The organism is Nocardia aegles (assembly GCF_052545135.1).
In genome coordinates, this window is the sequence record NZ_JBQWRI010000001.1 from 1,035,178 (window position 1) to 1,053,319 (window position 18,142).

The 18,142-nt window shown below is 69.1% G+C and carries 19 protein-coding genes; 7 read left to right on the forward strand and 12 right to left on the reverse strand.

The window, feature by feature from the left end; genetic code table 11:
* Positions 1 to 58 precede the first annotated feature (58 nt).
* Together ACT89H_RS05025 and ACT89H_RS05030 are read right to left on the reverse strand one after the other, a co-directional pair.
* Positions 59 to 730, reverse strand: a complete 672-nt coding sequence (locus tag ACT89H_RS05025) for a response regulator transcription factor (RefSeq protein ID WP_445107262.1) — start codon at positions 728 to 730, stop codon at positions 59 to 61.
* Positions 712 to 2,394: an ATP-binding protein gene (locus ACT89H_RS05030; RefSeq protein ID WP_445107263.1), complete on the reverse strand. Its 1,683-nt coding sequence runs from the start codon at positions 2,392 to 2,394 to the stop codon at positions 712 to 714. Before ACT89H_RS05030 ends, ACT89H_RS05025 begins: the two co-directional genes overlap by 19 nt.
* Positions 2,395 to 2,549: 155 nt before the next feature.
* On the opposite strand from ACT89H_RS05030, the gene ACT89H_RS05035 reads away from it, so the two are divergent.
* The 3 genes from ACT89H_RS05035 to ACT89H_RS05045 are packed head-to-tail and all read left to right on the forward strand — an operon-like array spanning position 2,550 to position 5,285.
* Positions 2,550 to 3,356, forward strand: coding sequence for an ABC transporter ATP-binding protein (locus tag ACT89H_RS05035; protein WP_445107264.1), 807 nt, complete (start codon positions 2,550 to 2,552; stop codon positions 3,354 to 3,356).
* Entirely contained in the window at positions 3,346 to 4,233 is an 888-nt protein-coding gene (locus tag ACT89H_RS05040) for an ABC transporter permease (RefSeq protein ID WP_445107265.1), read from the forward strand. Before ACT89H_RS05035 ends, ACT89H_RS05040 begins: the two co-directional genes overlap by 11 nt.
* Positions 4,234 to 4,235: 2 nt before the next feature.
* Positions 4,236 to 5,285 carry an ABC transporter substrate-binding protein gene (locus ACT89H_RS05045; protein ID WP_445107266.1) on the forward strand — a complete coding sequence of 350 codons (1,050 nt, stop codon included), beginning with the start codon at positions 4,236 to 4,238 and terminating at the stop codon, positions 5,283 to 5,285.
* A gap of 95 nt (positions 5,286 to 5,380) precedes the next feature.
* Here ACT89H_RS05045 and ACT89H_RS05050 read toward each other — a convergent pair whose 3' ends face one another.
* Positions 5,381 to 6,136 (reverse strand): siderophore-interacting protein, encoded by a 756-nt coding sequence (locus ACT89H_RS05050; protein WP_445107267.1) that lies wholly within the window; start codon positions 6,134 to 6,136, stop codon positions 5,381 to 5,383.
* 110 nt (positions 6,137 to 6,246) lie between these two features.
* Here ACT89H_RS05050 and ACT89H_RS05055 point away from each other — a divergent pair, with 110 nt between their 5' ends.
* Entirely contained in the window at positions 6,247 to 7,074 is an 828-nt protein-coding gene (locus tag ACT89H_RS05055) for an NADPH-dependent oxidoreductase (RefSeq protein ID WP_445107268.1), read from the forward strand.
* 5 nt (positions 7,075 to 7,079) lie between these two features.
* Here the strand turns inward: ACT89H_RS05055 and ACT89H_RS05060 are convergent, their stop codons facing one another.
* Positions 7,080 to 8,072 carry an LLM class flavin-dependent oxidoreductase gene (locus tag ACT89H_RS05060; protein ID WP_445107269.1) on the reverse strand — a complete coding sequence of 331 codons (993 nt, stop codon included), beginning with the start codon at positions 8,070 to 8,072 and terminating at the stop codon, positions 7,080 to 7,082.
* Positions 8,073 to 8,141: 69 nt separating this feature from the next.
* Complete coding sequence (locus ACT89H_RS05065; RefSeq protein WP_445107270.1) at positions 8,142 to 8,423, reverse strand: hypothetical protein; 282 nt, start codon at positions 8,421 to 8,423, stop codon at positions 8,142 to 8,144.
* A gap of 345 nt (positions 8,424 to 8,768) precedes the next feature.
* Between ACT89H_RS05065 and ACT89H_RS05070 the strand changes: the two genes are divergently transcribed.
* A complete protein-coding gene (locus tag ACT89H_RS05070) occupies positions 8,769 to 10,205 on the forward strand; it encodes an amino acid permease (protein ID WP_445107271.1) in 1,437 nt (478 codons plus the stop codon).
* A gap of 13 nt (positions 10,206 to 10,218) precedes the next feature.
* Here ACT89H_RS05070 and ACT89H_RS05075 read toward each other — a convergent pair whose 3' ends face one another.
* From ACT89H_RS05075 to ACT89H_RS05085, 3 genes are all read right to left on the reverse strand, one after another.
* Positions 10,219 to 10,584 (reverse strand): DUF4345 family protein, encoded by a 366-nt coding sequence (locus tag ACT89H_RS05075; RefSeq protein WP_445107272.1) that lies wholly within the window; start codon positions 10,582 to 10,584, stop codon positions 10,219 to 10,221.
* A 94-nt stretch (positions 10,585 to 10,678) separates the two neighbouring features.
* Positions 10,679 to 12,088 carry an MDR family MFS transporter gene (locus tag ACT89H_RS05080; RefSeq protein ID WP_445107273.1) on the reverse strand — a complete coding sequence of 470 codons (1,410 nt, stop codon included), beginning with the start codon at positions 12,086 to 12,088 and terminating at the stop codon, positions 10,679 to 10,681.
* A gap of 266 nt (positions 12,089 to 12,354) precedes the next feature.
* The gene (locus tag ACT89H_RS05085; RefSeq protein WP_445107274.1) at positions 12,355 to 12,681 is read right to left on the reverse strand and encodes a hypothetical protein; all 327 of its coding nucleotides are present in this window, start codon (positions 12,679 to 12,681) and stop codon (positions 12,355 to 12,357) included.
* Between the two features lie 212 nt (positions 12,682 to 12,893).
* On the opposite strand from ACT89H_RS05085, the gene ACT89H_RS05090 reads away from it, so the two are divergent.
* Positions 12,894 to 13,406 (forward strand): mycothiol transferase, encoded by a 513-nt coding sequence (locus ACT89H_RS05090; RefSeq protein WP_445107275.1) that lies wholly within the window; start codon positions 12,894 to 12,896, stop codon positions 13,404 to 13,406.
* 129 nt (positions 13,407 to 13,535) lie between these two features.
* Here the strand turns inward: ACT89H_RS05090 and ACT89H_RS05095 are convergent, their stop codons facing one another.
* Complete coding sequence (locus ACT89H_RS05095; protein WP_445107276.1) at positions 13,536 to 14,966, reverse strand: AIM24 family protein; 1,431 nt, start codon at positions 14,964 to 14,966, stop codon at positions 13,536 to 13,538.
* A 324-nt stretch (positions 14,967 to 15,290) separates the two neighbouring features.
* A complete protein-coding gene (locus tag ACT89H_RS05100; RefSeq protein ID WP_159839961.1) occupies positions 15,291 to 15,587 on the reverse strand; it encodes a hypothetical protein in 297 nt (98 codons plus the stop codon).
* Positions 15,588 to 15,994: 407 nt separating this feature from the next.
* Here ACT89H_RS05100 and ACT89H_RS05105 point away from each other — a divergent pair, with 407 nt between their 5' ends.
* Positions 15,995 to 16,189, forward strand: a complete 195-nt coding sequence (locus tag ACT89H_RS05105; RefSeq protein WP_445107277.1) for a hypothetical protein — start codon at positions 15,995 to 15,997, stop codon at positions 16,187 to 16,189.
* 99 nt (positions 16,190 to 16,288) lie between these two features.
* Here the strand turns inward: ACT89H_RS05105 and ACT89H_RS05110 are convergent, their stop codons facing one another.
* Positions 16,289 to 16,993: a DUF6081 family protein gene (locus tag ACT89H_RS05110; RefSeq protein WP_445107278.1), complete on the reverse strand. Its 705-nt coding sequence runs from the start codon at positions 16,991 to 16,993 to the stop codon at positions 16,289 to 16,291.
* Between the two features lie 15 nt (positions 16,994 to 17,008).
* Positions 17,009 to 18,124, reverse strand: coding sequence for an SAM-dependent methyltransferase (locus ACT89H_RS05115; protein WP_445107279.1), 1,116 nt, complete (start codon positions 18,122 to 18,124; stop codon positions 17,009 to 17,011).
* Positions 18,125 to 18,142: the final 18 nt, after the last annotated feature.

An 18,142-nucleotide genomic window follows, 5' to 3' on the forward strand; every position in this document is an offset into this window, starting at 1 on the left:
CACAGCAGGCAGCGGTGCTGCGAACGTGCCGACAACAGCCTGAGCGACACGCGTCGGCTCAGTGCGGAGGCGCGGCGAAGTACTCCTGCTCGGGCCGCCCGGTGCTGCCGTAGCGCAGACTCATGCGCGCCGCGCCACCGGCCACGAGCGCGGCGAGATAGCGCTGGGCGGTGGCCCGGGAGATACCGATGGCGCTCGCGACCTCGCCTGCGGACAGGGGTGCACTCGCGTCGAGAATCGCTCGCAGGACAGCGTCTTTGGTAGGGGACGGGGCGGTTGCCGACGGGCTCGCGGTGACCGAGGGACGCAGCGCGTGCAGCGCGGCGGCGACCCGGGCGTTGTCGACCTGCGGCACGGCGAGAATGCGCCGGTAGCGGGCGTAGGCGGCGAGCCGGGCGGCGAGTTCGGTATGGGGGAAGGGCTTGACGAGGTAGGACACCGCACCCGCCGCGACGGCGGCGCGGACGGACTCGCTCTCCGTCGACGCGGTGAGCACCATGGCGTCGCAGCGCAGCGCACGGACGAAGTCGATGCCGGATCCGTCCGGTAAGTAGACGTCCACCAGCGCCAGGTCGATCGGCTGCGCCGCGACGAGTTCCCGCGCGGCGGCGAGGGTATTGGCGGTTCCCGCCACCGTGAAACCCGGGATGGCCTGCACGATCCCGGCATGCAGGTGCGCCACGCGGAAGTCGTCGTCGACGACAAGAACGGTCAGAGACGGCGGGGCCATGACACCTCGCTTTCCACGAGCACCCCGGGCACGCGTGCGATGAACTCCGCACCGGTGAGCGGCGGCTCGCCACCGCGGGGACTCGACAGGCGCACGTCGCCGCCATGGGCGCGGGCGATCTGGCGGATCAAGGCGAGTCCGACCCCGCGCCCACCGGGGACGCCACGGTCGTCGCGGGTCGAGATCCCTTCGGTGAAGAGCGTGTCCACCAGATCGGGCGCGACACCGTCACCGCTGTCGGCGACGGTGATGTGCAGTGTCGAACCCTCCTGCACCAGTTCGACTTCCACCTGGCGTACCGGCCGGTCCGGGGCCCGCACGGCCTCCATGGCGTTGTCCAGCAGATTGCCGAGCACGGTGGTCACGTCCACCGGATCGGCGAGATCGCCCTCGACCCAGGTGTTGGGCCCGAGCACGAGTTCGACCCCGTTCTCCCTGGCATGCGCGGCCTTGGCGGCCAGGAAGGCCTGCAGGTACGTGTCGTGGATGGCATCGATGCCCGGCGTCGCCGGACCGAGTGGACCCGCGCCGATCAGTTCGTCGGCCGACCGCGCCGCTTCCTCGACGTGCCCGCTGTGCAGCAGCCCGCTGATCAGGTGCATCTTGTTGGAGAACTCGTGGCGTTGCGCGCGCAGCACCGTGCTCATCGACTGCACCGCGTCCAGCTGCCTGGTCAGCGATTCCACGTCGGTGCGGTCGCGCACCGTGAGCACCGCGCCGAGATCGCGTCCGTCCCGGCTGACCCGGCGCGCCGAGACTATGAGGACGTTCGCGCCGACCGTCGCCGAGGTGGGCTGCTGATCGAGGTCGCCGAAGACCTCCAGCACCCGCGGGGTGAGCCCGATCTCGTCGACCGGGCACCCGATATCGGGTGCGATGCCGAGCAGCCTGCGCGCCTCGTCGCTGACGAAGGTCGTGCGCCACTCCGCGTCGACGGCGAGCACGCCCCCGCCGATGCCGTGCAGCACCGCGGCCTGGCCGCGGACCAACTCCGCCAGCTCGTCCGGCTCCAGCCCGAGCGTCAGCCCGCGCCACCGGCGGGCGAGCAGGACCGATCCGGCGATGCCGATCGCGAGCGCCACCGCGACCAGCCCGCCCGCGGTGCGCAGATCGCCGAGCAGTTGCTCGTGCACCGCGTCGGTGGCGATGCCGACGCTGACCGCCCCGACCACACGATCGGAACCGGGAGCGATGACGGGAACCTTCGCGCGCACGGAGTCGCCGAGCGTGCCGCGTTCCTCGGTGATCGACTCACGGCCCGCGAGCGCCTCGGACGGATCGGTGCTGACGTGCTCGGCGAGCCGCCCGGCGTCCGGATGCGCCAGGCGGATGCCCGCGTCGTCGGTGATCACGACGAACAGCGCATCGTTGCGCTGGGTCGCGTCCACCGCGAGCCGCTCCAGCGGACCGGTGGCCAGTTCCGCACGCGCGCCGGGATCGACCGCGCCCGGCGCATACCCGGCCACCTCGCCGCGCACCACCGGGTCGGCGGCGACGGTGCGCGCGACGGCCAGCGCGCGCTGGCCGTAGGCGTCGCGCAGCCGCTGATCACTGAGGTAGCCGAACACCACGAACGCGACCCCGAGCGTCAGCGCGACCACCAAGATCTGCGACAGCAGAACCTGGGTCCGCAACCGCACGGCCCGCGCGCCCTCAGTGGCCATGGCCGCAGCATAGGCGCAGACCATCGCGTACGCCGCATGAGCAGAATGCGCAAAACCCGCATATCCCGCGTTTGTGGCGGTTGTGCGCACAAGCTCCGCCGTGTGACCGGAGACACGTACCTTCGCCCTACCCGATCTCGCAGGAGTAGGAAGCAATGACGCAATCCCTCATCGAGCTGCGGAACGCGACCAAGCGTTTCCCCGGCACCGGCGGTGGCATCCACACCGCCGTGCGCAATTTGAACCTCGCCGTGCGCCCCGGCGAATTCCTCGCCGTCGTCGGCCCGACCGGATGCGGCAAGTCCACCACGTTGTCGCTGGTCTCCGGGCTGGAGCCGGCTTCGGCCGGACGGACGCTGGTGCGCGGCAAGGACGTAGACGGCATCCCGGACGGCATCGGCTACATGTTCCAGCAGGACGCGGTGCTGCCGTGGAAGAGCGTGCTGGACAACGTCGCGCTCGGTCCGCGCCTGCGCGGCGCGTCGAAGGCCGAGGCGCGCGCGAAGGCGTCGGGCTGGGTTCGCAAGGTCGGTCTGGCCGGGTTCGAGAGCTACTATCCGCACCAGCTGTCCGGCGGCATGCGCAAGCGCGTGGCGCTGGCGCAGACGCTGGTCAACGAGCCGGAAATCCTGCTCATGGACGAGCCGTTCAGCGCACTGGATGTGCAGACCCGCCAGCTCATGCAGGACGAGTTGCTGCGGGTCTGGGCGGGCACCAACGCGGCGGTCATCTTCGTCACCCACGATCTGGAGGAGGCGATCGTGCTCGCCGACCGGGTGGTCGTGATGACCGCGAGCCCGGCCACCGTCTGCGGGGACTTCACCGTCGGCTTGGCGCGGCCGCGCAGTGTCGAGGACGTGCGGCTGACGGCCGAGTTCCGCGACATCTACAAGGAGATCTGGCAGACGCTGCGCGATCAGGTCGAGGCGGCCCGGGCGAAGGGAGCCTCCCGTGTCGCATGATGTGCTGGTAGCCGACGCCGCCGACGCGCCCGCCGTGGCGAACGAGACCGAGGAGCAGATCCTGGCCAGGGTCCGCACCACCGCGCGCCGCGCCCGGATCCGCACCTGGGGCCTGCGCGTCGCGCTGGTGGCGCTGTGGCTGGGCGCATGGGAGCTCACCGCCACGGTGTGGATCGACCCCTTCTTCTACTCCAAGCCGTCGCTGATCTGGGCGCGGTTGGTCGAATGGTTCACCGAGGGAACGCAATTCGGCTCGATCTGGTTGCAGATCTACACCACCGTGCAGGAGGCTGTACTGGGCTTCGTGATCGGTACGGTGGCCGGCGTCGTGCTGGGTGTGCTGCTCGGCCGCAGCCGGTACTGGGCCGAGGTACTCGCGCCGTTCATCAAGGCGCTCAACGCCGTTCCGCGCATCGTGCTGGCGTCGTTGTTCATCATCTGGTTCGGTCTGGGGCTGAGTTCGAAGGTCGCGACCGTGGTGGTGCTGGTGTTCTTCGCGGTGTTCTTCAACGCGTTCACCGGTGCTCGGGAGGTGGACGGCAACGTGATCGACAATGCCCGCATCCTCGGCGCCGGCCGCAGGCAAGTGCTGGTGTCGATCGTGCTGCCGAGCGCGACCACCTGGATCCTGTCCAGCCTGCACACCGCCTTCGGTTTCGCACTGATCGGCGCGGTGGTGGGCGAATACGCCGGCGCGAGTAAGGGGCTGGGCCTGCTGATCAGCAACGCGCAGGGCACGTTCGACTCGGCGGGTATCTACGCGGGCATGATCATCGTCACTGTGGCCGCGCTGATCGCCGAGTGGGGGATCGGCATGGCGGAGAATCGGTTGCTGAAATGGCGGCCCTCGCAGTCGACCTCGAACCACGGGATCTGAGCATGAGGCATCGCATACAGTTGGCCCTCGTCGCCGTCGTGATCGCGGCACTGCTGATGGCCACCGGATGCCGGGACTCCCGCACCATTCCGATGGCAGGCGGCCGCCCCCAGATCACCATCATGGTGGGCGGGCTGGAGAAGGTGATCTACCTGCCCGCCGTGCTCACGCGGCAACTCGGCTTCTTCGAGCGCAACGACATCGACGTGAAGCTGCTCGGCGAGCAGTCCGGAGCCACCGCCGAGACCGCGTTGCTCACCGGCGACGTGCAGGGTGTGGTCGGGTTCTACGACCACACGATCGATCTGCAGGCCAAGGACCAGTGCATCCGTTCGGTGGTGCAGATGTCGGACGTGCCGGGTGAGGTCGAGCTGCTGTCGAAGGCGGACGCGGACCTCACCTCGGTCGCCGACCTGCGCGGCAAGAAGCTGGGCGTGACCTCGCTCGGCTCCTCCACCGACTTCCTCACCCAGGCGCTCACCGGCCAGGTCGGCATGGGCACGGCCGACTACACCCGGGTGAAAGTCGGTGCGGGACAGACGTTCATCGCGGGGATGAACCACGGCGGCATCGACGCGGGCATGACCACCGACCCCACCGTGGCGCAGATGGTGAACTCCGGCGACGCGCGAATCCTCGTCGACCTGCGTACCGAGGCGGGCACCAGAGCCGCTCTGGGCGGGCTGTATCCGGCGACGTCGCTGTACATGAGCTGCGCGACGATCGAGGCCCATCCGGACATCGTGCGTAAGCTCGCCGCCGCGTTCGTGCAGACGCTGCAGTGGATCCGGACGCACACGCCCGAGGAGATCGCCGAGAAGATGCCGCCGCAGTATGCGAGCGCGGGCAAGGACCTCTACGTCCAATCGATCCGCGACTCCATCGGCATGTTCAACGGCGACGGACTGATGAAACCCGAAGGCGCGCAGAACGTGCTGGACATCCTCGGCAGGTACTCGAAGAACGTGCGGCCCGTGCGCGATCGCATCGACCTGTCCGCGACCTACACCACGCAGTTCGTGGAGGAGGCGTTGCGCGCGCCGCGACAGTAGCGGCGCCGGTGACCAGGTGCGGCCGCCCGGGATCGTCCCGGGCGGCCGCCGTGTGCCGACACCTGACCGCGCTTCTCGACTCGCGGTCCGCAGGCTCAGCCGTCGGCCCCCTCGACCGCCCGCAGTTCGGCCTTCCATTCCCGGAAGCCTTCCTCGGTGCGGCCGCGGCGCCAATACCCGGAGATCGACGCCGCCCACTCGGCGGAAACGCCGCGATCCTTGCGGATGTAGCGGCGCAGATCCTTCATGACCGCCTCGGCCTCGCCGTGGATGAACACCTGGACCTGCCCCGGCGTCCACGGCGCGCGGCGGACGGTCTCGGCGAGCACCTCGCCCGGTGCCCGCACGCCGCGGTGCAGCCAGATCAGCTCGATGCCGTCCGGCTTCTTCAACGGCAGTTCGTCGTCCGGACCAGCGACTTCGACGAACGCCAGCCCGGTCGCCTCGCCGGGCAGAGCCTCGAGCGCTGCCGCGATGGCGGGCAGCGCCGCCTCGTCACCGGCCAGCAGATGCCAGTCGGCATCCGGGCGGGGGGCGTAGGCGCCGCCAGGGCCGTAGCAGTCGATGGTCTCGCCGGGCCGGACCGCGGCAGCCCACGGTCCCGCGATGCCCTCCGCACCGTGGAAGACGAAATCGACCGCGATCTCCCCGGCCACGGAATCGACGGACCGGACGGTGTAGGTACGCAGCACTTCGTTCCCGTCCTGCGGGAAGATGAACTTCACATAGGAGTCGGTGAACTCGCCGGGGCGGAACGCGGCGAAGCCGGGCCCGCCGAGATGTACCCGGATCAGATGCGGGGTAAGCCATTCGGTGCGCTGCACCGTCAGCGTGGTGCGGGGACGTGCCAAGAGAACCTCCGATATGAATAATTAGGATTACCTTACTCACCCTACCCGTGTTCCGCTCAGGCTGCGGGCAACCGCTGACGGCGCGCCCCCTGGGCGAAAGGATGATGCCCATGACGCAGTTCGTGCCGACCCCGACCCATGCCGTGCAGCAGCGCTACCGCGACCCGCGACCGGTCGAACCCGCGCAGTGGAACCAGGTATTGCAGATCCTGCACGAGCATCGCTCGGTGCGCCGCTACCTGCCCGACCCGGTGTCCGACGCCACCCTCCGGCTGCTGATCTCCGCCGCGCAGTCCGCGCCGACCTCGTCGAATCTGCAGGTCTGGAGCGTCATCGCGGTGCGTGACCCGCAGCGCAAGGCGCGCCTGGCCGCGTTGGCCGGCGACCAGTCTCACATCGTGCAGGCGCCGCTGTTGCTGGTCTGGACGGCCGATTTCGCACGCCTGCGCCAGCTCGCCGAGGATCGGGGCGCGCCGCTGGAGGGCGCGGACTACCTCGAATCGAGCTATGTCGGATTCATCGACGCCGCACTCGCGGCACAGAACGCGGTGGTGGCGGCGGAATCGCTGGGGCTCGGCACTGTCTACATCGGCGCACTGCGCAACAAGCCGGAAGAAGTCGCCGTCGAGCTGGGGCTGCCGCCGCAGGTCTTCGCCGTCTTCGGTGTGGTGGTCGGTCATCCCGATCCCGCCGGGGACGCGCGGGTGAAGCCGCGCCTGCCGCAGGACGCCGTCTTGCACCACGAGACCTACGATCTGGACGCGCAGCGAGCGCACGTGGCCGAATACGAGACTCGGATCGCGGAATTCTATGCCGAGCAACAGCTTTCGCACTCCTGGACCGAACGCGTACTGGCTCGGCTGGCCTCGGCGGCGGCGCTCAACGGCAGGCATCGGCTGCGCGAATCGCTGGCCAACCACGGCTTCCGCTTGCACTGACCCGCTCAGGCCGCGACCTTCTCGGTGAGCAGCTCGAACGACCGGGCGCGATCGTCGATGTCGTAGACCAGCGTGTTGATCATCAGCTCGTCGGCCTCGGTGCGCCGCAGCAGATCCTCGAGCCCGCCACGCACCGTCTCCGGGGAGCCGAGCAACTGCCCGGCCCGGCGCTGCCGGATGAACGCGCGCTCCTGCTCCGACGGCTGGAACGCGGCCGCTTCCTCCGGCGTGGCCAGCGCCCGCGGCGTGCCGCGCACCAGGTTCAGGAAGGCCAGGTCGCGCGGACCGGCGAGGAGTTCGGCACGCTCGTCGGTGTCCGCGCAGATCGCGGCGACCGCCACCATCGCGTACGGACGTTCCAGGCGCTGCGATGGCCGGAAGTGCTCGCGGTAGAGCGCGAGCGCGGGCTCGGTGTTGTCCGGGCTGATGTGGTGTGCGAACGCGAACGGGATTCCGAGCAGAGCTGCGACCTGGGCGCTGTAGCCGCTCGAGCCGAGCAGCCAGATCTCTGGTTCCTCGCCGCGTCCCGGCGTCGCTGCGATGCCGCCGGGATCGGACCCGCGGAAGTAGCCCAGCAGCGCGGCCAGTTCCTGGGGGAACGACTCCGCCGACAGTCCGTCCGCGGTCCGTCGCAGCGCGCGGGCGGTCGCCTGATCGGTACCCGGCGCGCGTCCGATGCCCAGGTCGATCCGCCCCGGATGCAGCGCGTGCAGGGTGCCGAACTGCTCGGCGACCACGAGCGGTGCGTGGTTGGGCAGCATCACCCCGCCGGAGCCGAGCCGGATGGTCGAGGTGGCGGCGGCCAGGTGAGCCAGCAGCACGCTCGGCGCCGAGCTGGCGATACCGGGCATGTTGTGGTGTTCGGCGACCCAGAAGCGGTGGTAGCCCAAAGCCTCGGTGCGCCTGGCCAACTCGGTGGTCGCGTCGAGCCCCTCGCCGACGGTGCGGCCGGACTGCACCGGCGCCAGATCCAGTACGGACAGCGGGACGTCGATCATCGGGTCTCCTCCACAGTGGCGATCTCCACTGCCAACGTCCCCGGTCCCCGGTGTATTTCGCCGGTCGGCTCAGCCGCGCGCGATCGCGCGGAACACCTCGATGGTCTCCTGCTCGTCCCGGGTGGTGCCGTGGTCGCCGAGCTCGACGATGACGATGACGATGACGATGACGGTGCGGCCGGGCGGGTCGGGGTAGACGTACTGGCCGTAAACACCGACGGCGGTGAGATCGGCGCCGTCCCCACCGGTCGGGTGCCACCACTGTGCGCCGTAGGGCCAGTCGCCCACCTGGTGAACGGGGGTGCGGATGCGTTCGATCCACGCCGGCGGCACGATCTGCGCGTCGCCCACGCGGCCGCCGTCAAGGACGACCTGCCCGATCTGGGCGAAGTCGCGGGCCGTCGCGTTCAGGCATTGGAACGACGGCGGTGCGCAGCGCGTAGCGCCACGGTCGCGTGCGCCGGGACGCCGGTTCGATCATGGTGGGAACCCATCGTCGGGAATCCGATGAGGGCATGCCGGACGCTCGCCCGGTAAGTGCCCACCGTCCGCGGCGAGTCGGCCCGGAGACGACGCGCAGGCGGACGCAGCGGTAGCGTGGCCAGATGATTCCAGGGCGGACACGCGATGATCCGCCGTCCTGGGTTCGGCGCACCGGATCGTCACATCGCTGCCCAGCGAGGGAAGGACCGCAGCATGACAGCCTCCGACCGTCACCTCCACGGCACGCAACCGTCGGTTCCGGTGGACAGCGGCGACTCGGAAGGCTATGCCCGGGGTCTGAGCCCGCGCACCATTCAGATGATCGCCATCGGCGGCGCGATCGGCACCGGTCTGTTCTACGGCGCCGGCGGCGCGATCGAGCAGGCGGGGCCCGCCTTGATCCTGGCGTACCTGGCGGCGGGCCTGGCCATCTTCGTGATCATGCGGGCGCTCGGCGAACTGCTGACCTACCGGCCGATCTCCGGCAGTTTCGCCGAGTACGCGCACGAGTTCCTCGGCCGCTTCGCCGGTTTCGTGACCGGCTGGTCGTACTGGGCGGTCTGGGTGGCCACCTGCATGGCGGAGATCACCGTGGCGGGCAAGTACGTGGAGTACTGGTTCGACATCGCGCCGTGGGTCACCGCCCTGGTCGTGCTCGCGGTGATGTTCGGCGCCAACCTGATCTCGGTGCGGCTGTTCGGCGAGGGCGAGTTCTGGTTCTCCACCATCAAGGTGACCGCGATCGTCGGCATGATCCTGCTCGGCATCGGCGTGCTCCTGTTCGGGTTCGGGCACGCGCCGAATCCCACCGTCACCAATCTGTGGGCCGACGGAGGGGTGTTCCCCAACGGCATCGGTCAGTCTCTGCTGGTGTTGCAGATCGTGCTGTTCGCCTATGTCGGGGTGGAGTTGGTCGGCGTCACCGCCGGTGAGGCGCGCGAGCCCCGCAAGACCCTGCGCACGGCGATCAACACGCTGCCCTTCCGGATCGGGCTGTTCTATGTCGGCGCGCTCCTGGTGATCATGTCGGTGTCCAGCTGGCGCGACTTCCACGCGGGCAGGAGCCCGTTCGTGGCGGTCTTCGAACTGATCGGCATCCCCGGCGCGGCGGGTATCGTCAACTTCGTTCTGCTCACCGCGGCACTGTCGTCGTGCAACTCGGGGATCTACTCGACCGGCCGCATGCTGCGCACCTTGTCGCTGCGCGGCGAGGCGCCCGCTCGGCTGAGCGCACTGAGCCCGAACGCGGTGCCCTACGTCGGGATCACCGTGTCGGCGGCGGCGATGGTGATCGGCGTGATCGTCAACATCGTTTCCCCGGACAAGGCCTTCGCCTACATCACCTCGGTGTCGACCATCGGCATTATCTTCGTCTGGGGCGTCATCCTGGTCTGCCACCTGGTCTACCGCGCCAAGGTCGCCCGGGGCGAGCTGCCCGCGAGCGACTACCGGCTGCCCGCCGCGCCCTACACCACCGTGCTCGCGCTGGCGTTCCTCGGCGTGGTGGTCGTGCTGCTGCTGTTCACCGACAGCGGGCGCACGGCGCTGGTCGTCGGCGTGGTGTGGGCGGTGCTGGTGTCGGCCGGGTACTTCGCGCTGCGCGCACTCGGCAGCGCCGGCTCGCAGACGGACGCCGCGCGCACCAGCTGACGGTCGGTTTCCGCTAGGCGGCGAGCAAGAGCGCGGCGGCCCCGATCGTCTCCACCGCGCCGTAGAACCAGGTGGGATAGAACGCCGTGCGCTCGTCGAGCACGGCCGACACCACCCGGCCGAGGGCCATCCCCGCCAGTGCCGCGCCGATCGCGACCATGATCCCGCCGCGCAGCGCTGCGAGGTCGAGGGCGGCTACCGCGAGCGCGCCCGCCATCGCCAGTCCGAAGCCGCCGTAGACGGCGCGCACCTCGTAGCGCCCGCTCGCTTCGGTGAGCCGGATGCCGAACGGCCGGATCAAAGCGACGGGCGCGGCAAGCGCGTAGACCCCCATACCCAGGAAGAACACACCGACTATCACGCATACGGCCTGCGCCACCGCGACCTCCAGATTCTCGTTCGACAGGAAAGCTGAGCATGCTCCAGGGCCTGCGCTTCCGAAAAACCACTGCCTCGATCAGGGATTGCCTCGATCATGCACTCACCGACCGCCGGGGCATCATGGCCGAGGCGGCGAGCATGACGACGGCCATCGCCGCGATCGCGATGAAGACCAGATGCACTGCCGAGGCCAGTGTGGCGGGCTCCGGGTGATCGGTGTGGCCGACGCGCGAGTTCACGATCGCGCCGAACACCGCGACGCCCACCGCACTGCCGATCGAGCGCGCGAACATATTGGCCGAGGTGACCACACCGCGCTCGGTCCATTCGGCGCTGGTCTGCGCGGCGATCAGAGTCGGGGTCGCGACCAGTCCCATACCGGTGCCGATCACGAAGCAGGACGCGGCGACCTGCCACAGCGTGGAATGCTGCGTGATGAACAGTGTGCTGACAGCGCCGAGGACGGCCAATCCACTGCCGATCAACGCGGTGGTACGGAAGCCGAACCGCAGGTACACCTTTCCGGCCTGGGACGCGGCCAGCGGCCACCCCAGCGTCAGCGCGCCGACCGTGAGGCCCGCGACCAGCGCCCCGGCACCCAGCACGCTCTGGGTGAAGGTGGGGACATAGGAGGTGGCGCCGAGAACCATGGCGCCGACCAGCACCGACGCCAAACTGCTCGCGATCACCACACGCCGGGTGAACACCCACAGCGGGAGGATCGGATTCCGCGTTCCGCGTTCCACCAGCCCGAACAGCGCGAGCACCGCCACGCCACCCGCGAAGATCCCGATACTCTCCGGAGACGACCACGCCCATGCCTGACCGCCTTCGAGCAGTCCGAGGATCAACGCGCCCGCGCCGACCGTCAGCAGCGCCGCACCCGGATAGTCGACGCTCTGCCGCTTCCGGGGCGCGCTCTCGACGAAATTGCGCACCAGCATCCATCCGGCGAGCGCGGCGAGCGGAAGGTTGATCAAGAATATCCAGCGCCAGCTGACGTACTGTGCGAACAGGCCGCCCAGCAGCGGTCCCGCCACACTGGACATGGCCCACACGCTGGCGATATAGCCCTGGACCTTGGCGCGCTCGGACAGCGTGTACAAGTCGCCCGCGATCGTCATCGTCATCGGCTGGATCGCTCCCGCGCCGATGCCCTGGACCGCTCGGAAGATGATCAGTCCGAGCATGCTGGTCGCGAGGCCGCACAGCAGCGAACCCAGCGCGAATATCGCGATACCGAACAGGATCACCGGTTTGCGGCCCACGGTGTCGGCGAGCTTGCCGTAGATCGGCACCGTCACCGCCTGCGCCAGCAGATAGATGGAGAACAACCAGGGGAACTGCGCGAAGCCGCCCAGACTGTCGGTGATGGTGAGCACCGCCGTGGCGATGACCGTCGAGTCGAGTGCGACCAGCGCGGTCGCCAGCATCAGCGAGCCGAGAATAGCGCCGCGCTCGGAGCGGAAGCCCACGGATACTGTCACGGTTTCGGTCGCCATCGGCGGCCCCTCTCGTTCGCCTGTCTAAGCACCTGGAACGACCGCATCGGGTTCCCAACTATTCCCACCGGACCGCCGTGCGACCACAGGATGGTTGGCCTCATCGGTGACCGCCGCGACGTAGCCGCCCTCGGTGATGTCGCGCAATTGCGGATCGCCGCGTCCCCTTCGGCGAGTGGCGAACGTGATTCCGGTCCGTGCCCACGGTATCGCGACGAGGGCGCGAGGCCGGAATCACCTGGCCGACTGTGCGGGAGTGTTCCTGCTCAGAGTGCGCTACCGGTGCCGGGCAGCAGCCGGGCGATGCCGGGCCAGTAGCCGAACGGGCTGCCCCAGTAGCCGAACGGGCTACCCCAGTACCCGTAGCCGCCCCACCCGCCGTAACCATCCCAGCCGCCGTAGCCGCCGCGACCCCACCCGTCGTGCCGGTGCCACGCGCCGTGGACCTCTTCGATCTGACTCGTCTGCGCGGCAGTCGGCTGCGCTACGGCGGGCGCGGCGACCGCGGCAACGGGGGTCAGCGCGAGCGCTGCGACCATCGCCACGCGGGCGACCGCTTGCCGGACGCGTCCGTTTTCGACGTCGTGAATCATCGGTAGTTCCTCACTTCGGTATGTCTTCCTCCGGTCGGTGACCGATTCGAAAGGTCATCGACCCGATCTCGCCATCGACAATCGTACCGTTATATAACGGCACATTCAATTCGGTTGGATGGCGCTGAACTCGGGGCACGCATGTCGACGCTCGTACTGCCCGGCCGCGCTCGGTACGGTCGGGGCAGCGGACACTCGAGAGGAGTCGACTGATGGCGACCAGTGCCGACATGCTGACCGACGCGTACCAGCGGATCCGGGAGGTGGTGCACGAAGCGGTGGACGGACTGGCGGAGGACATTCTCGCTCGGCGGATCGATTCGGGCGCCAACTCGATCGCGTGGCTGATCTGGCATCTGACCCGCGTGCAGGACGACCACATCGCGGATGTGGCCGGTGTCGAGCAGGTCTGGACCGCCAAGGGCTGGTATGACCGCTTCGGTCTGCCCCTCGACAAGGGCGCGACCGGCTACGGTGACCGGCCCGCCGACGTGGCGGTCGTCCGAGCGTCCGCCGAGTTGCTCGCGGCGTACTACGACGCGGTGCACGAGCAGACGCTGCGTTTCGTCCGGACGCTGGCGGACGCCGATCTGGACCGTGTCGTCGACACCCGATGGGATCCGCCGGTGACGCTTGGTGCGCGGCTGGTCAGCGTGATCTCGGACGATCTGCAGCACGCGGGCCAAGCGGCGTTTCTGCGCGGCGTGCTGGAACGGACGGGATAACCGGCGGCGACTCGTGCGAGACACGACCACAGCGGAACCGCCCGCGGCGCGTCGGCACCGCCCTCATGCCGACGGGGCCGTTGTTGCTGCTGGCACGTGTCGTGCAGGTTCGAGCGCATGCGCCCGGCGTCAGCCGAACAGGCCGCCCAGCACACCGCCGCTCTGGCCGGCCTCCTGCCCGCCGCCGGTGCCTCCGACGAAACCTCCTGGCGGCAGCTCCGACGGCTGCACGATGACGAAGCCGCGGCCGGAGAACGACAGCGTCATCCCCTCGCCGGTGCTGCGGCCGATCAGCCTGCCCAGCCCGAACGAATCATTGCGTTTGATGCCCGTCTGCAGGCTCGATGACCAGGCCACCGCCGCCTGCGGATCGGCGTAGGTGGGCTGGTCGACATTGAGCACCACGGGCGTGCCGTGGGTGGTGATGGCGATGCGGCCACGGCCGGTGAAGACACAGTTGAACAATCCGGCGTTGCCGGCGAACCCGGCGGCGCCCTGCACCATCCGGATGTCGTAGCGCAGGCCGGAATCGAAGGCGAGCACGTTGGCACCGTTGATGGTGAGGCCGTCGGTGCCGTCCAGGTCGATGGTGTGCACATCGGCGGCGCCGTTGGCGACGAACAGGTCGCCGCGCCCGGACACCTTCATCAGCGGCACGCCCTCACCGGTCAGCCGCTGCTGGATCGCCCGGCCGATCCCGCCCGCGCCGAGCGCCTGGAAATGCAGATCGCCCTGGTAGGCGACCATCGATCCGGCGCGAGCCAGGACCTCGCCGTTCACGGCCACCTTGATCATCTTGCCGCCCTGCTTCTGGATGCCCGCACCGGTGACTTCGGCGTGGCCGGCGGTGAACAGTTCGCTGTGCATCGGCAGCGCTCCTTGCTGAGGTGAAGGCATCGGTGGCGGCGGCACCGCGGCGGCCGGTGCGGAATAGGCCGGTTGGGGTGGATAGGCGGGTGGGGGCGCCTGCTGGTACGCCGGAGATGGCGCGGGATGGTACCCGGGGGAGTGCGCGGGTCGATATGCCGGTGGGGGAGCCGGTGTCGAGGCCGGCGGGCCCGGCTCGTCATCGATGTTCACGCCGAAAGCCGTTGCGATACCGGCCAGGCCGTTGTCGTACCCTTGGCCGACCGCGCGCACCTTCCACCCGCCGGCGCGGCGATAGATCTCCACGCACACCACGGCGGTTTCGGTGCTCAGCCCCGTCATCGGAAAGGCGAGCGTGCCCGACGAAGCCGCGATGGTCGCGCGCAGCGAGCCCGCGGCGGCGAAAGTGGGCGGGCCGCTGCCGTCCAGGCTCGCGGTGACCACCACGCGGTCCACGTCACCGGGCAGCGCGCCGGTCTGGATGTCCACCGCATCGCCCGCGCCTCGGCCGTGCCGGTAGGTGACGCCCGGGGCGACCGGTTGATTGAAGAATACGAAATCGGCGTCGGAGCGAACGCGCCCCGCGGAATTCAGCAACAGCGCCGATACGTCGACGGGAGCCGAGCAGGTGACGGTCACGGTCAGCCGGTCGCCGGGCGCGGGGCGGTTCTCACCGCGGGCGAGATCGGTCACGGCAGGCCGTCCGATCCGCGGCGGCGTCGTCGGATTGACATGCGATTCACGGGCTCCAGTGTGTCGTGCGCCCGCAACCCGCGCCAACCGCGTAGCCGGCCCGAGCGCGCACCAGGCGTTTTCGTCGTCACGCGACAGCGCGGGGCCACTATCCGATCATCGCAGGCGACCAGGACGACGGTCAGGGCGAGCGCGACCGTGGCGATGATCGCGGCGACCTTCGCGGGCGTGCATCGCCCGAGCGGGACCGCGGTCCGTCCGGCTGCGACGGCGCATCCCAGTGACCCGACAGAGCCCGGCCGGGTCCGCCGGGCTCTCGCGGGATCAAAGGACTTCGGCGTACATGGTTCCGTCGAGGATGCCGAATTCGACCTGTCCGGGGAACAGGGGCAGCGCGCCGGTGGCGTGTTTGCTGTGGTTGAGCGCGATGGTCTCGGTGGCCCACCGGTGCAACGGCTCGGGTAGCCGCAGAACCCGGTGGTCGGTGCAGCGAACGTAGGGATAGGTGATCTCGCCCGGCCGAGCGAGCGGGTTGTGGATGTCGAGCGCGGCGATGTCCAGGACCAGGCCGGTCTGCTTGGCGGAGGCGACGGTCGGAGGCTGCAGTTCGATGTCGTCCATGACCGAAGACGGTAGCTCGCCGGATGCCCCAAGCGGGTGATTCCCGCTGAATGTCCTTCGGATTTCATGGGAAGTGGGGACGGCGAGGTTCATCGAATAGGGTGAACCCCACCGCTACCACCAGCGATCGCGGCCGGCTTGGGCGTGCCGGTGCCGCGCCGGATGTCCCGGAGCCACCGGGACGGTGACGAGCCTAAGCGACGCTGAAGATTCGCGGGAGTGTTTCCGTCGAATCGGCAGGAGTAGCCGACCGGCCGGTATTCGGTGGCGACCGGCCGGTAACCGCCGTCGGAACGACCGGTCTCCGGCCGTGCGGCTTACCATGCCTGCGGCGTGAAACCAGCTGTGCGCGTGGAGTATCCGGCACGGCTACGTGCTGTTCGGTTTACTTCAGGAGGGTGGAAGACGTGCTCTATGTAGTCATCGCGGCCATTGTCGTGGCATTGCTGGCCGTGTCGGCCGTGGCGATGGTGTGGGATCCGCGCCGTCGTACGGAGTCGGACGAGTACGACTACGAGTACGACCCGAACGAGGACGGCGCTTCGGCGGACGAGTACGCCCGCTCGCGCGGTGTCGAGTGGCCGCGCAAGCGGAGCACCTGATCGATCGGGAACGACCGCTTGGCCGACGTGCGTGGCGCCCGGCCGAGTGTGCCTGGGCGCCATTCTGTTCGGTGGACTCGCTCGAGGAAGCGGTTCGGGTCACGCCACGGTGAAGTCGCGCCACTGCGCGTGCAGGCCCTGCCCGCGCAGCGACGTGCTGCGCCCGTCTTCGATCGGATGCAGGGTGATGATGCCGAAACCGATCTGAATCGTCTCCGGCAGCCGCGCCGCGCGCGTGGTGTACACGGGAACGTCGTCGACGTACCAGCCTGCCATGCCCGCGGCGCGGTCGATGGTGACGGCGTAGCGGTGGAACTCGCCGGGCTTGATGTCGACTCCGGCCAAGGGCGCGTGCACCACGTGCGTGAACGCCTCTTCCGCCGGGACGACGCCCGGCACGAACAGCCGTTCGTGGATGGCGTACGCGTGCCTGCTGGTCGCGATCAAGTCGAAGACCTGGGCGCTGCTCATGTCGAGGACGTTGAACGCCGCGAAGCCGTCGCGGTAGTCCTCGCCGGTGGCGCCGATGTTCTCCGCCGCCATCTCCACCGCGAAGGTCCGCGGTCCGCCGGTGAGAGCGAAGGTTTCGGTCGACACCAGCAGATGCTTCGGGTTGTCCAGGATCTGGACCTCGGCATGGGATCGGGTGAATGCGTCGATCCGCACCGATACGGCGCCCTCGCCGACCTCGGTCTGCGCGGCCGGGTCGGCGTAGCGCCAAGCCTGGTCCGGTCCGAGCGGGACTTCGAGGAAGCGCCACCGATCCTCGCGTAGCTCCGGTCCGGTCAGGTCGTCGTATGTCATCGCGGCAAGTACCTTTCAGCCGATTCGTTCGGTGGGATCCGATGGGTCGTCCTCGGTCGACCGGCGGCGCAGGGCGGTCACGACGCCGTTCGACGATCCGGACTTGTAGCCGACACCGCCGAGCAGCAGACGTTCCTCGGTCAGCCGCGGCCGCAACGCGGGGCCCATCGGCCACCAGTCGTCGAGTTCGACCAGGCCGGGCTCGATCAGATCCAGATCGCCGAAATACGAGGCGATCTGCTCCCGAGTGCGATACCAGCCGGAGCCCAGACCCATTTCGGTGAAACGCCGTTGCAGTTCGATGGCCATCTCGTGTGCCTCGCCGCCGTCGGCGGGATCGTAGAAATGCGTGATCGCGACGTAGGATCCGGCGGGCAGCGCATCGATGTACTGACGCATGATCCCCGCCGGATCGAGATCGTCGTCGACGTGATGCAGGATGCCGCAGAGGATCAGCGCCAGCGGGCGGGTGAGGTCGAGGTGCCGGGTGACCTCGGAGTGCGCCAGCAGAGTTTTCGGCGCGGTCAGATCCGCGGGCACGAAATGGGTGAACTCGTTGCGCTCGAGCAGCACGCGGCCGTGGATGTTGCACACCGGATCGTTGTCGACGTACACCACCCGCGCCGTGGGATTCTGCTGTTGGGCGATCTCGTGGGTGTTGCCGACGGTCGGCAGGCCGGCGCCGATGTCGAGGAATTGGCCGATGCCGACGGTGCCGGCCAGATAACGCACCACGCGGTGCAGCCAGCGGCGATTCATCCAGGCCACATCGCGCTGCCGCGGCGCGACCTCGGCGACTCGGTCGCGCACGTAGCGGTCGACTTCGTAGTTGTCCTTGCCGCCGAGGGTGGCGTCGTAGACGCGGGCGATGCTCGCGCGTGTCGTGTCCACACCTACCGGCGCGCGGACACCGGTCTGGAGAGCGGGATCGGACATGGAGACCTTTCTAGTTCCGTCGTCTGGCCCATCAGCAAAGACCTGGTCCGGCACCGGCTTCCTCGAGCGCTGGTGCACCTGCCGGTCGGGCTCGAACCGGTCCGCCCCGCCGAGGGCGTTGTCGTACACCCGTGCGATACTGGGTATCTCCAAGTCCACACCCGCTGGACGGGTCGATTCCGCTGCCGACGTCATGGCGGTCCTCCTCCGCGT